General features: G+C 73.0%; 13 protein-coding genes. 7 read left to right on the forward strand and 6 right to left on the reverse strand.

Features of this window, described 5'->3' with window-relative positions; all coding sequences use genetic code 11:
• The first annotated feature begins 25 nt into the window (after positions 1–25).
• Together Psi01_RS25590 and Psi01_RS25595 are read left to right on the forward strand one after the other, a co-directional pair.
• The gene (locus tag Psi01_RS25590; RefSeq protein WP_204066651.1) at positions 26–2065 is read left to right on the forward strand and encodes a bifunctional copper resistance protein CopD/cytochrome c oxidase assembly protein; all 2040 of its coding nucleotides are present in this window, start codon (positions 26–28) and stop codon (positions 2063–2065) included.
• A gap of 181 nt (positions 2066–2246) precedes the next feature.
• Positions 2247–2663, forward strand: coding sequence for a sensor histidine kinase (locus Psi01_RS25595; protein ID WP_204066652.1), 417 nt, complete (start codon positions 2247–2249; stop codon positions 2661–2663).
• A gap of 63 nt (positions 2664–2726) precedes the next feature.
• Here the strand turns inward: Psi01_RS25595 and map are convergent, their stop codons facing one another.
• Positions 2727–3575: a type I methionyl aminopeptidase gene (gene map, locus Psi01_RS25600; RefSeq protein WP_204066653.1), complete on the reverse strand. Its 849-nt coding sequence runs from the start codon at positions 3573–3575 to the stop codon at positions 2727–2729.
• Positions 3576–3619: 44 nt separating this feature from the next.
• On the opposite strand from map, the gene Psi01_RS25605 reads away from it, so the two are divergent.
• Complete coding sequence (locus Psi01_RS25605) at positions 3620–3799, forward strand: hypothetical protein (RefSeq protein WP_204066654.1); 180 nt, start codon at positions 3620–3622, stop codon at positions 3797–3799.
• A gap of 72 nt (positions 3800–3871) precedes the next feature.
• Here Psi01_RS25605 and Psi01_RS25610 read toward each other — a convergent pair whose 3' ends face one another.
• A complete protein-coding gene (locus Psi01_RS25610) occupies positions 3872–4531 on the reverse strand; it encodes a cyclase family protein (protein WP_204066655.1) in 660 nt (219 codons plus the stop codon).
• Positions 4528–4797: a CBU_0592 family membrane protein gene (locus Psi01_RS25615; protein WP_204066656.1), complete on the reverse strand. Its 270-nt coding sequence runs from the start codon at positions 4795–4797 to the stop codon at positions 4528–4530. The genes Psi01_RS25610 and Psi01_RS25615 overlap by 4 nt, the downstream gene beginning before the upstream one ends.
• Before the next feature lie 103 nt (positions 4798–4900).
• Between Psi01_RS25615 and Psi01_RS25620 the strand changes: the two genes are divergently transcribed.
• Complete coding sequence (locus Psi01_RS25620; RefSeq protein WP_204066657.1) at positions 4901–5857, forward strand: LysR family transcriptional regulator; 957 nt, start codon at positions 4901–4903, stop codon at positions 5855–5857.
• 14 nt (positions 5858–5871) lie between these two features.
• Here the strand turns inward: Psi01_RS25620 and Psi01_RS25625 are convergent, their stop codons facing one another.
• Entirely contained in the window at positions 5872–6450 is a 579-nt protein-coding gene (locus tag Psi01_RS25625; RefSeq protein ID WP_204066658.1) for a hypothetical protein, read from the reverse strand.
• A gap of 142 nt (positions 6451–6592) precedes the next feature.
• Here Psi01_RS25625 and npdG point away from each other — a divergent pair, with 142 nt between their 5' ends.
• Positions 6593–7264 (forward strand): NADPH-dependent F420 reductase, encoded by a 672-nt coding sequence (gene npdG, locus Psi01_RS25630; RefSeq protein ID WP_239128018.1) that lies wholly within the window; start codon positions 6593–6595, stop codon positions 7262–7264.
• A gap of 28 nt (positions 7265–7292) precedes the next feature.
• Here the strand turns inward: npdG and Psi01_RS25635 are convergent, their stop codons facing one another.
• Complete coding sequence (locus Psi01_RS25635) at positions 7293–8726, reverse strand: aminotransferase-like domain-containing protein (RefSeq protein ID WP_204066660.1); 1434 nt, start codon at positions 8724–8726, stop codon at positions 7293–7295.
• A 62-nt stretch (positions 8727–8788) separates the two neighbouring features.
• Here Psi01_RS25635 and Psi01_RS25640 point away from each other — a divergent pair, with 62 nt between their 5' ends.
• Both Psi01_RS25640 and Psi01_RS25645 read left to right on the forward strand, forming a co-directional pair.
• Positions 8789–9961, forward strand: a complete 1173-nt coding sequence (locus Psi01_RS25640) for a trans-sulfuration enzyme family protein (protein ID WP_204066661.1) — start codon at positions 8789–8791, stop codon at positions 9959–9961.
• A gap of 151 nt (positions 9962–10112) precedes the next feature.
• Entirely contained in the window at positions 10113–11033 is a 921-nt protein-coding gene (locus Psi01_RS25645; protein ID WP_204066662.1) for a threonine/serine dehydratase, read from the forward strand.
• A 167-nt stretch (positions 11034–11200) separates the two neighbouring features.
• On the opposite strand, the gene panB is transcribed toward Psi01_RS25645, so the two are convergent.
• On the reverse strand, positions 11201–12046 hold the full coding sequence (gene panB, locus Psi01_RS25650; protein WP_204066663.1) for a 3-methyl-2-oxobutanoate hydroxymethyltransferase: 846 nt from the start codon (positions 12044–12046) through the stop codon (positions 11201–11203).
• Positions 12047–12175: the final 129 nt, after the last annotated feature.

The following is a 12175-nucleotide window of genomic DNA, read 5'->3' on the forward strand; positions in this document are numbered from 1 at the left end:
GCGACGGGATGGGACGGGACGGGCGATGAAGGCCGCGCAGGACGGAAACGGCCGGACGACGGAGGCCGCGGGAAACGGCCGGACGGTACGGCTGGCGCTCGCGGGCGCGGGCGTCGCCGTCGTCGCGCTGGTGGTCGCGATGATCGCGGGCGGGGCGGCGTTCCCGCGGATCATCCCCGGCCTGTCCGACGAGGGCGCGCTGACCCGCTGGGGGCTGCCGCTGGCCAAGCTGACCATGGACGCCATGGGCGTGCTCACCGTGGGCACGCTGCTGGCCGCCGCGATCTTCCTCCCCAGTGACAAGGGCCTGCTCGGCAAGCCCGCCCAGGCCTACGTCCGGGCCGCCTCCTGGTTCGCGCTCGCCTGGGCGGCCGCAGCGGTGGCGGCGATGGTCTTCAGCCTTTCCGAGGTGCTCGGCATGCCGGTCACCCAGGTGCTGGGCGGCGACGAGCTCACCAGCTTCGCCAGCCAGGTCTCCCAGGGCATCGCGCTCACCCTGGTCGTGCTGTTCGCGGTGGCCATCGCCCTGTTCGCCCGCGGCGCGATCACCGTGGGGGCGGCGGGCGGCCTGCTCGTGCTCTCCCTGGCGACCATGCTCCCGCCCGCGCTCACCGGCCACTCGGCCTCCTCGCCCAACCACGACCTGGCCACCACCAGCGTCGCGGTGCACCTGGTCGTCCTCGCCCTGTGGGTGGGCGGGCTCGCCGTACTCTGCGCCCACGCGCTGCGCGGCCAGCCGCACCTGGAGGTCGCCGCCGCCCGCTTCTCCTCGATGGCGCTGTGGTGCTTCGTCGGAGTCGGCCTGTCGGGCCTGTTCAGCGTGGTGGCCAGGCTCACCTCCGTCGCCGAGCTGTTCACCTCCGCCTACGGCCTGCTGCTGCTGGCCAAGACCGCGGCGTTCGCGGTGCTCGGCGTCGCCGGCTGGTGGCACCGCAGGCGGACCCTGCCCCGGCTCGCCTCCGGCGGCTCCGGCCCGTTCGTCAGGTTCGCCTCCGTCGAGGTGCTGATCATGTTCGCGGCCGTGGGGCTGGCCGTCGCGCTGTCGCGCACCGCGCCGCCCCCGGCGATCCTGCCGGTGGACCGGGCCTTCGAGGTGCTCGGCTACTCGATGCCGCCGGAGATCTCCCTGGCCAACCTTGCCTCGCTGTGGTGGTTCGACCTGTTCTCCGGCACGCTGATCGCCCTGCTCGCCGGTTTCTACCTCGCCGGGGTCGTGCGGCTGGTCAGGCGCGGCGACTCCTGGCCGTGGGGCCGTACCCTCGCGTGGTTCACCGGCGTGGTGATCCTGCTCATCGCCACCCAGAGCGGCGTCGCCCGTTACGCCAAGGTGCTGTTCAGCGCGCACATGGCCGAGCACATGACACTGTCCATGCTGGTCCCGATCTTCCTGGTGCTCGGCGCCCCGGTCACCCTCGCCCTGCGCGCCCTCAAGCCCGCCGCACGGCGCGGCGACCGCGGGCCGCGCGAGTGGCTGACCACGATCCTGCACAGCAGGTTCGTGCGCTTCGTCGGCCACCCGGCCATCGCCACCGCGATCTTCATCGTCTCGACCTACGCGCTGTACTTCACGCCGCTGTTCGCCTCGGCGATGGAGGAGCACCTGGGCCACATCGCGATGACGGTGCACTTCCTGCTCAGCGGATGCCTGTTCTTCTGGGTGATCATCGGGGTGGACCCGGCGCCGCACCGGCTGCCGCACGTGGCGCGGCTGATCCTGCTGTTCGTGACCATGCCCTTCCACGCGTTCTTCGGCATCGCGCTGATGAACATGGGCACCCCTCTCGCCGCCGACTGGTACGACCAGCTCGGCCGCACCTGGGGCGCCTCCGCGATCGCCGACCAGCGGACCGGCGGCGCCATCGCCTGGGGCTTCGGGGAGATCCCGACGCTGATCGTGCTGATCGCGCTGGCCTTCCAGTGGTGGAGGGCCGACGACCGCAGGGCCCGCCGCGCCGACCGGCGCGCCGACGCCGCCGCGGCGCGCACCGGAGGCAGCGGGGACGCCGAGCTCGACGCGTACAATGATTACCTGGCAGAACTCAACAAACGGCATCGCGCGGAGTAGCCGGACGGCTACTGACCTCTATCCTTCGTCTGGTGCTCCGCCCACCTCCGGGTAACCTTTCAGCAGGAGTTTGGGCATCGCCGCAGCGGGTGCAGCGCCTGCTCGTCACGCACCACGCTCGTTTCACGTGTCCGGTCGGGGGGACCGGTGACCGGACACGTGCCATCAGGAAGGTTGAGGAGTGTCCGAAGAACTCCGCATGCGCGAAGGGCGCAGCCTGGCCCAAGCCCTAGAGGAACATCTCTCCGACTGGTCGAGCCGCACCGGGATCACCGTGGAGATCTGGGCGTTGCCCGCCCACGACGCCCCTCCCCGCATCGCCCGCGCCGTCCTGGCCACGCTGAGGGAGGCGCTGTCCAACGTCGAGCGGCACAGTCAGTCCCAGGTCGTCTCGGTGGCCGTCACCCTCGGCAAGGGCGGCCTGCGCATGACGGTGAGCGACAACGGCGCCGGTTTCACCGGCTCGGTCGCGGGCCGGGGCATCACCGCGATGCGGACCCACCTCAAGGAGATCGGCGGCACGCTGTCGGTCAGCGGGGTCGCGGGCGAGGGCACCACCGTCACCGCCGCGGTGCCCCGCAGCCGGGAGGCGTCCTAGGCTGTGCTTCCTCCGGATCCCCGGCAGAGCGGAGATCCGGAAACGCCCTGATCCGGAAACGCCCTAGGGAAGGGTCAGGATCTCGTGACCGGTCTCGGTGACCAGCACGGTGTGCTCGAACTGGGCGGTCCGCTTGCGGTCCTTGGTCACCGCGGTCCAGCCGTCGGGCCAGATGTCGTAGTCGATCGTGCCGAGCGTCAGCATGGGCTCGACGGTGAACGTCATGCCGGGCTCGAGGGTGACCGCCAGCGACGGGTCGTCGTAGTGCGGGACGATCAGGCCGGAGTGGAAGGTCGTGCCGATGCCGTGGCCGGTGAAGTCGCGGACCACGCCGTAGCCGAAGCGCTTGGCGTAGGCCTCGATGATGCGGCCCACCACGTTGAGCTGGCGGCCGGGGGCGACGGCCTTGATGGCCCGGCTGGTGGCCTCGCGGGTGCGCTCGACCAGCAGGCGTGACTCCTCGTCCACCTCGCCCACCAGGAAGGTGGCGTCGGTGTCGCCGTGCACGCCGTCGATGAAGGCGGTGATGTCGACGTTGACGATGTCGCCGTCGCGCAGCACGGTGTCGTCGGGGATGCCGTGGCAGATCACCTCGTTGATCGAGGTGCACAGGGACTTGGGATAGCCCCGGTAGCCCAGGGTGCTGGGGTAGGCGCCGTGCTCGATGAGGAACTCGTGGCCGATCCGGTCGAGCTCGTCGGTGGTGACGCCCGGCGCCACGTGCCTGCCGACCTCCTGCAGGGCCTGGGCGGCAATCCTGCCCGCGACCCGCATCCGCTCGATGATCTCGGGGGACTTGACGTCGGGCTCGCCGGTCTTCGGGACCTTCTTCCCGACATACTCCGGCCGCCGGATGTGGGCGGGGACCTTGCGCATGGGCGAGACCCGCCCGGGCTGGAGCACTGTCGTCATGGTTGCCAAGTCTAGTTGGGGTTCACACCGGGCAGGATGGTCGCATGGGTGATCAGTGGTGGTTCTGCCTGAAGCACATGGCGGTCGAGCCCGACAAGGGCTGCCCCAACAAGGACCGGATGGGTCCCTACGAGACCCGTGAGGCCGCGGCCAACGCGTTGAAGACCGCGGCCGAGCGCAACAAGGAGTGGGCCGAGCAGGACAAGGACTGGAACAACGGCTGACCGGGCCGTGCCCCCGCGGGCCTCCCCGGTCCGCGGGGGACACGGCTCCCCGTTGCGGTCGGCCGCGTTCCCCTAGTCGTCGGCGATCGCGTAGGCCCGCACCGGGAAGGTCCCCATCCCCGCCACCATGGGCGGAGCGGCGTGGAAGCGGAATCCGGCGTCGGGCAGCGCGGCCAGGCCGGTCATGTGCTCCACGATCGGGATGCCCGCCCCCAGCAGCGCCGTGTGCGCCGGGCGCGGCCCGCGCGGCGGGGTGTCGTCGATGTTCAGCGAGTCGATCCCGACCAGCGCCGCCCCCTGCTCCGCGAGCCACCGCGCCGCCTCGGGTTCGAGGTAGGGGTGCTCGCGCAGATAGGCCTCGGTGCCGAAGTGCCGGTCCCAGCCGGTGTGGATCAGTACGGCCCTGCCGCGCACGTCGAGGTCCTTCAGCAGGCCGAGGCCGGCCGAGCGCAGGCCCTCGGCCCGCACGACCAGGCCGGGCAGGTCGGCGATCTTCTCCAGGGGCACCCCGGACAGGTCGGGGCCGTCGGGATAGCGGTGGTAGGGGGTGTCGAGGTAGGTGCCGGTGTTGGCGACCAGTTCGATGCTGCCGATGTGGAACTCGGTGCCCGGTTCGTAGACCTCGCGTGAGGCCTCCCGGCTCAGGTGCACGCCCAGCCGGGGGCCGGGCACGCCCGGATAGGTGACCATGCCCTCGGTGATCCGGTGGCTCAGCTCGATCAGTCGCGTCACGTGACGTTCACCGTCTTCTTCCTGGACCGGGCCGCGACCAGCTTGGCGACGGAGACCGCGCCGATCGCACCCCAGACGACGTTGAGAATCGCCGACGGCCAGGCGGCGTGATAGGCCGTGTTGATCATCAGGGCGACGGAGCCGGAAAGGTTGACCAGCTGGTACGGCATCCCGTCGCCGGGCATCCGGCCGGCCGAGACCATGGCGTAGCCGTACAGCAGGGCGGCGGCGCCGGCCCAGCCGAGCAGGTTGACGAGGAGGGACACGCGCTCACGCCCCGCCGGAGGAGATGTTCACGGAGCCATGATTTCGAGGGGTAGCACTGAAGGGCAAGTTAAGTCTTCTTACCTTCAACGTAAGCTTAGCTGTATGGACATCGATCCCCGGCGGCTGCGGGTGCTGCACGAGGTGGCCCGCCGCGGCGGTGTGATGCGCGCGGCGGAGGCGCTGCACCTGACCGCCTCGGCGGTCTCCCAGCAGCTCGCCCTGCTGGAGCGGGAGGTGGGGCTGGCGCTGGTCGACCGCTCGCAGCGCCGCATCGCCCTGACCCCGGCCGGCCGGATGCTCGCCGGATACGCCGAGCGGATCGAGGAGGAGCTCGTCGAGGCCCGCCGGGAACTGACCCGCTTCACCGAGCGCCTGTCCGGGCCGGTGTCCGTCGCGGCGTTCCCCACCGTCATCCGGCACCTGCTGGTGCCCGCCCTGGAGGTCCTGGCCGGACGCCACCCGCGGCTGACCCCCCGGATCGTCGAGCTGTACGGCCCGCGCGCGCTGGACGAGCTGCGGCTCGGCGGGATCGACCTGGCCATCACCGAGCACGACGCGGACGACCCCGGCCCGGCGCCGCCCTCGTTCGCCGTCCACCGGATCCATCTGGACCGCTACCGGATCGTCGCGCCGCCGGGCTGGGCCCGGACCCCTGGGGCACCGGAGATCCCGGAGGACGCCGCGGGGCTGGGCGAGGTCCCCTGGATAGCCGGGCCGCCGGGCCAGGCGTGCGCCCGCGCGCTGGACCGGATGGCCGCCCTGCACGGCTTCACCCCGCGCCGGGTCCACGTCATCGAGGAGTTCCCGCCCGTCCTGGCCCTGGTCGCGGCGGGCCACGGCGTGGCGATCGTGCCGTCCCTGGCGCTGCTGGAGGTCCCGGCCGGAGAGGTCGTGGTCACCGGCATCCCGGAGGTCGGCGCCCGCAGACTCGACGCGGTGACCCGCGTCAGCCGTACCGGCTCCGGAGAGCCCGATCCGGTCCAGGCCGCCGTCATCTCCGCCCTCCGGGAGGCCGCCGACGGCCTGGCCGCCCGTCTGGGAGAGCACCGCCGGATGTGACGGCGGTCCGGCGGTCAGTCGGGGACGCGGGGGCCGCTGAGGCGGTCGAGGAGGCGGGCGAGGCGGTCGCGGAAGCCGGGGCGGCGGGGGATCTCGCCGGCGGCCATGCTCACCAGGTGCTGGGCGCCGTCGAAGGAGAGCGGGGCGCGCTCGGGGACGGTCAGCGCGTCGTGGGCCAGGCCCTCCAGCTCGGGGTCGCCGCCGTCCAGGGCCAGGATCGTCGCCCCGACGCGGCGGGCGTCGCTCACCCGCTCCAGCAGCGTCTCGGGCGCCTGCTCCTGCGTCACCACGAACAGCGTCTCGCCGCGCTCCGCCCGCTCGATCCGCTCCAGGCCGACGCGCAGATGGGCGGGGGCGTCCGGGGCCGGGGCCCAGCGCACCAGGGTGGGCGCCAGCTGCGGCAGGCCCGACAGGCGCGCCTCGTCACCGAGGTGCGCGGTCAGGTGCCAGGGCTCCTCGGCGGGGGTGCCGACCACCAGCAGGCCGCCCGGGGAGCGCGTCGTGCGCAGGGCCAGTCCCAGCTCCCGGGTGCGCTCCACCCAGGTGGTCGACTCCAGGACCTCGCGTAAGAATGCCACCGACCCAGCGTCCATGCCGTCAATCGTGCCCCAGGCACCCTGGGACTGTCTGCGGAACCCAGACCTGGCATTATCTGGGCGTGGAGAGCGTGCGGCGAGCCTGAGGGCCCGTGGAGAGGGCCCGGCCCGGACGGCCGACAACGATGAGGAGCGACGAGTGAGCACTGACCTTCCGGACGTGAGCGGCGTCTCGATCGGCATCCTGGGTGGCACCGGCGACCAGGGCAAGGGCCTGGCCAGGCGCTTCGCCCTGGCGGGGCACACCGTGCTGATCGGGTCGCGCACCGAGGAGCGGGCGCGGGAGGCGGCGGAGAGCATCGCCGGAGCCGGGTCGGTGCGCGGCGCCGCCAACGCGGCCGTGGCCGCCGAGGCGGACGTGGTGATCGTGGCGGTGCCGTGGGAGGGGCACAGGGCCACCCTGGAGTCGCTGCGGGCCGAGCTGGCCGGGAAGATCGTCATCGACTGCGTCAACCCGCTGGGCTTCGACAAGCAGGGCGCCTACGCGCTGCCCGTCGAGGAGGGCAGCGCCGCCCAGCAGGCCGCGGCGGTCCTGCCGGACAGCCGGGTGGTCGGGGCCTTCCACCACGTCTCGGCCGTCCTGCTGCTGGACCCCGAGGTGGAGGAGGTCGACCTGGACGTGCTCGTCCTGGGCGACGACCGCGAGGCCACCGACACCGTCCAGGCGCTGGCCAACCGGATCGCCGGAGTCCGCGGCGTGTACGGCGGCCGCCTGCGCAACGCCCACCAGGTCGAGGCGCTCACCGCCAACCTGATCTCCATCAACCGCCGTTACAAGGCCCACGCCGGCTTCCGCGTCACCGACGTCTGAGCGTCGCGGGCCCGGAGCCGGCGGGTCCTCACAGGACCAGCGGCTGCAGGGCCCGGGACCGGCCGCTGCCGTCGTACTCGTGCCAGGCGGCGGCCAGCAGCTCGACGGCCGCGGTCAGCTCGGGCTCGGGGAACAGGAACGGCAGCCGCAGGAAGCCGCCGTGCCCGCCGGAGGGGTCGAACGACCGCCCCGGCGGGATCGCGACCCGGTGGCGCAGCGCCACCTGGGCGAAGGCGTCGGCGTCGCCGTGCGGCAGCCGTACCCAGACGGTCTGGCCGCCGAGCGCGGGCTCGACCCGCCAGGCGGGCAGCGCGCGGGCCAGCTCGGCCAGCAGGTGGTCGTGGCGCCGCCGCAGCACTGCGGTGCGCTCGCGGCGCAGCTCGCCGATGCGGGCGAGCAGCCGGGTGGCGGCCAGCTGGGACAGCACGTCGCCGCCCAGGTCGTGGATGGCCCGCAGGCGGGCGAGCCGGGAGATCACCGGTGGGGCCGCGCGGATCCAGCCGACCCGCAGGCCACCCCAGACGATCTTGCTCAGCGAGCCGACGGTGATGAGCTGCTCGCCCGGGTGGAAGGCGCAGAGCGGGGCGGGCGGCTCACCGGAGAAGCACAGCTCGGCCGGGACCTCGTCGTCGATGACCGGGACGTCGTGCTCGGCGGCGAGCCCGGCCAGGTGGCGCCGGACCAGGGTCGGCATGATCGAACCGGTGGGGTTGTGCCCGGTCGGGATCAGATAGCCCAGGGCGGGACGCTCGGCCAGCGCCGCGCCGAACTCCGCCGCGTCCGAGGCGGTGCGGAAGCGGGCGGCGGCCTCCCGGAAGGGCTCCAGCGCGCCGGGGTAGGTGGGGACCTCGGTCAGCACGGTGTCGCCCGGGGACAGGAACACGCTCGCCAGTAGCGTCAGCGCCTGCTGCGCGCCGTTGGTGACCAGGATCTCACCGGGAGAGGTGGGCACCCCGCGCGCCCGGTAGTAGGCGGCCAGCGCCTCGCGCAGCACCGGGTGCCCGGCGGGGTGGTAGCCGATGTCGTGCCTGATCTTCGCGAGGTCGGCGACGGCCTCGGTGTAGGCCTCGGCCAGCGCGGGCGGCGGCTCGTCGGGGGCCACGCAGGACAGCAGGACGACGTCGTCCGGCAGGTCCAGCAGGTGCAGGAGCAGGGGGTTGGCCACCGTGCCGGTCGGCGTCCGGGTGGCGGGCAGCGCGGCGGCGGCGACCCGGGTGCCGCTGCCCTGCCTGCGCACCACCTTGCCCTCCTGCTGGAGCTGGTCGTAGGCCGCGACCACGGTGCCCCGGCCGACCGCGAGCCGGCGGGCCAGGACCCGTTCGGGCGGCAGCGGGCTGCCGGGGGACAGCTCGCCGTCGTCGATCAGGGCGCGGATCCGCATGGCGAGCAGCAGGTACAGCGGGCCCCTGCCGGAGGACCAGCGGCCGAGCCGTACCGTCAGCTCGTCTAAATTGGTTCGCATGATGAGCCAATCTTGCCCGATTGGCTCTGACCGGCACCACGTTGAACGGACACCCTTGTCATATGACTGATCTTCGACCCGAGACCCGGACCGTCCACCTTCCCCAGCCGCCGCTGAACGGCAGCCGCCCGATCGCGACGCCGCTCTACCAGACCTCCGGCTTCGTGTTCGAGGACCCGGCCGTCTTCGCCGACGGCATGAAGCGTCCCGACGGGGCGTTCGTCTACGGCCGCCTGTCCAACCCGACGGTCCGCGCCCTGGAGGAGGCCGTGGCGGACCTGGAGAGCGGCGTCGCCGCCGTGGCCACCGCCTCCGGCATGGGGGCGATCAACTCCGTCCTGCTGGCGCTGCTGCGGCCCGGTGACCACCTGATCTCCCAGAACGCCATCTACGGCGGCACCGCCTCGGTGATCAACGACCTGGTGGAGCGGTTCGGGATCGAGGTCACCTACGTGCCCGAGGACGACCCGCAGGCGCTGCGCGAGGCGATCCGGCCGTCCACGAAGCTGGTCTACCTGGAGACGATCGCCAACCCGGTGACCCAGGTGGCCGACCTGCCGGGGATGTGCGGCGTGGCCCGCGAGGCCGGGCTGATCTCGGTGGTGGACAACACCTTCGCCTCGCCGATCCTGTGCCGCCCGCTGGAGCACGGCGCCGACGTCGTGGTGCACTCCACGACCAAGTACCTGAGCGGCCACGCCGACGTGCTCGGCGGCGTCGCGGTCTTCGCCGACGACGAGCTGTACCGCAAGATCTGGAAGTTCTCCACCAACCTGGGGGCGACCGCCGACCCGTTCGCCTCCTGGCTGACCCTGCGCGGCATCCAGACGCTGCCGCTGCGCATGGAGCGCCACTGCGCCAACGCCCACGAGCTGGCCCTGCGGCTCGACGCCCACCCGGCGGTCTCGGTCGTGCACTGGCCGGGCCTGCCCTCCCACCGCTCGTACGCGCTGGCGGGCAAGCTGCTGCCGGGCTTCGGCGGGGTCTTCTCCTTCGACCTGGTCGGCGGGCGCGAGGCGGGGGAGAAGTTCATGAGCTCGGTACGGCTGGCGCTGCTGGCCCCCTCGCTCGGCGGCGTCGAGACGCTCGTCATGCAGCCCTCGACCACCTCGCACAAGTCGCTGAACGCCGAGGAGCTCGCCCGGCACGGGATCGAGGAGGGGACCGTCCGGGTCGCGGTCGGCATCGAGCACGTCGAGGACCTGTGGGCGGACTTCGCCCGGGCGCTCTCCTGACACCCGGGCCGCCGCGGGCCCGTGCCCGAGGCGGGGGACGATCGGCCGCCGGGCGTGTCCGGCGGCCGATCGTTAGAGTGGGAACTTCGTGTCTTCCCGAGTGTCTTCGAGTGTCTGTCCGAGTGTCCTTCCGGGCCGAGAGGAGTCGCAGGTGAGCGTGTCGATCGGGGACGTGGAGCGGGCGGCGGAGCGGATCGCGGGACGCGCCCGCCGGACGCCGGTGCTGGAGCTCTCCCCGGGGCTCTTCCTGAAGCTGGAGTCGATGCAGCACTCCGGGTCGTTCAAGGTCAGGGGCGGATTCAACCGCGCGCTGGCCGCGCGGGAGGCCGGAGAGCTGCCCGGGGCCGGGCTGATCGCGGCCAGCGGCGGCAACCACGGCCTGGCGGTGGCCCACGTCGCGCGGGCGCTCGGCGTGCGGGCGGAGATCTTCGTGCCCACGGTGTCCAGCCCGGTGAAGGTCGCCGGGCTGCGGGCGCTTGGGGCCGAGGTGAACCAGGTCGGCTCGATCTACGCCGAGGCCTACGAGGCCTCGGCCAAGCGGGCCGCGGAGACCGGGGCCCTGGAGGTCCACGCCTACGACCAGCCCGACGTGGTCGCCGGGCAGGGGACGGTCGGCCTGGAGACGCTGGAGCAGACCGGGGGAGTGGACACGGTCCTGGTGGCCGTGGGCGGCGGCGGGCTGGTCGCCGGGATCACGGCGGCCGTGGCGGGCCGGGCCCGGGTGGTCGCGGTGGAGCCGGAGCTGATCCCCACCCTGAACCGGGCGCTGGCGTCCGGAGGGCCGGTCCAGGTCGAGGTGAGCGGTGTGGGCGCCGACGCGCTCGGGGCCAGCCGGATCGGCCGGATCGCCTACGAGGTCACCAGCGCCGCCGGGGTCGGGAGCGTCCTGGTCCCCGACGAGGCGATCATCGAGGCCCGCCGGGAGCTGTGGCGCTCCTGCCACGTCGCCGCCGAGCCCGCCGGGGCCGCCGCCTTCGCCGCCCTGCGCTGCGGCGCCTACACCCCGGCCCCCGGGGAGCGCGTGGCCGTCGTCGTCTGCGGCGCCAACACCGACCCCGCCACCCTGGCCTGATCCGCCTCGCCGTACGGCGGCGCCGGGAACGTCCGTGCACCGTCCCGCCGCACCGGCGCCGGTGGGGATGAGGCCGGTGGGCGGGTGTGGCGCGTGCTCGCCGTAGGGCGCCGGTGAAGGCGGGCGACGTCAGGGTGCCCGCCTTCACCGGCGCCGGGGCGGGTGGGTCAGTGGTAGGTGTGCTCGGGGGTGGGGAAGGCGCCCGCGGTCACCTCGTCGGCGAAGGCGCGGACGGCCTGGTCCATCTCCTGGGCCAGGTTGAAGTACTTCTTGACGAACTTGGCCGGGCGCTCGGTCAGGCCCATGAGGTCCTGCCAGACGAGGACCTGGGCGTCGGTGGACGGGCCCGCGCCGATGCCGATCGTCGGGATCGACAGGGAGGTCGTGACCCGCTCGGCCAGCTCGGCCGGCACGCACTCCAGGACGACCGAGAAGGCGCCGGCGGCCTCGAGGTCCTTGGCGTCGGCCATCAGCTCGTCACCGGACTGGCCGCGGCCCTGGACCCGGTAGCCGCCGAAGACGTTGACCGACTGGGGGGTCAGGCCGAGGTGGGCCATGACCGGGATGCCGGCCGAGACCAGGGCCTCGACCTGTGGGAGCACCCGGCGTCCGCCCTCCAGCTTGACCGCGTGCGCACCCGCCTCCTTCATGAACCGCACCGCCGTCTCCAGCGCCTGCTGGGGGGAGGCCTGGTAGGAGCCGAACGGCAGGTCGGCCACCACCATCGCGCGCGAGGAGCCCCGGACCACGGCCGCGGTCAGCGGCATGAGGTCGTCGACCGAGACCGGAAGCGTCGAGTCGTAGCCGTATACCACCATGGCGGCCGAGTCGCCGACGAGCAGCACCGGGATGCCCGCCTCGTCGAAGATCCGGGCGGTCATCGCGTCGTAGGCGGTGACCATCGGCCACCTCTCGCCGCGTTCCTTGGCGGCGGCGATGTCGCGGACGGTGACCCTTCGCCCCGCCTGGCCGCCGTAGAGCGCGGTCGGCCGGCTGGTTACGGAAGAGGACATGAGAACCCTCCAGAGTCTCGAGGCGCCCCTGTGGCGTCCCCGGACGTTTCTGATGATGGCATGCGTTCGTCTGGTTAAACACCCCCCGGCGCCCCGGTAATCCGGTGGCGGGAGTGTCGGAGGCGTACG

The organism is Paraplanobispora siamensis, from assembly GCF_016863175.1.
GTDB lineage: Bacteria > Actinomycetota > Actinomycetes > Streptosporangiales > Streptosporangiaceae > Planobispora > Planobispora siamensis.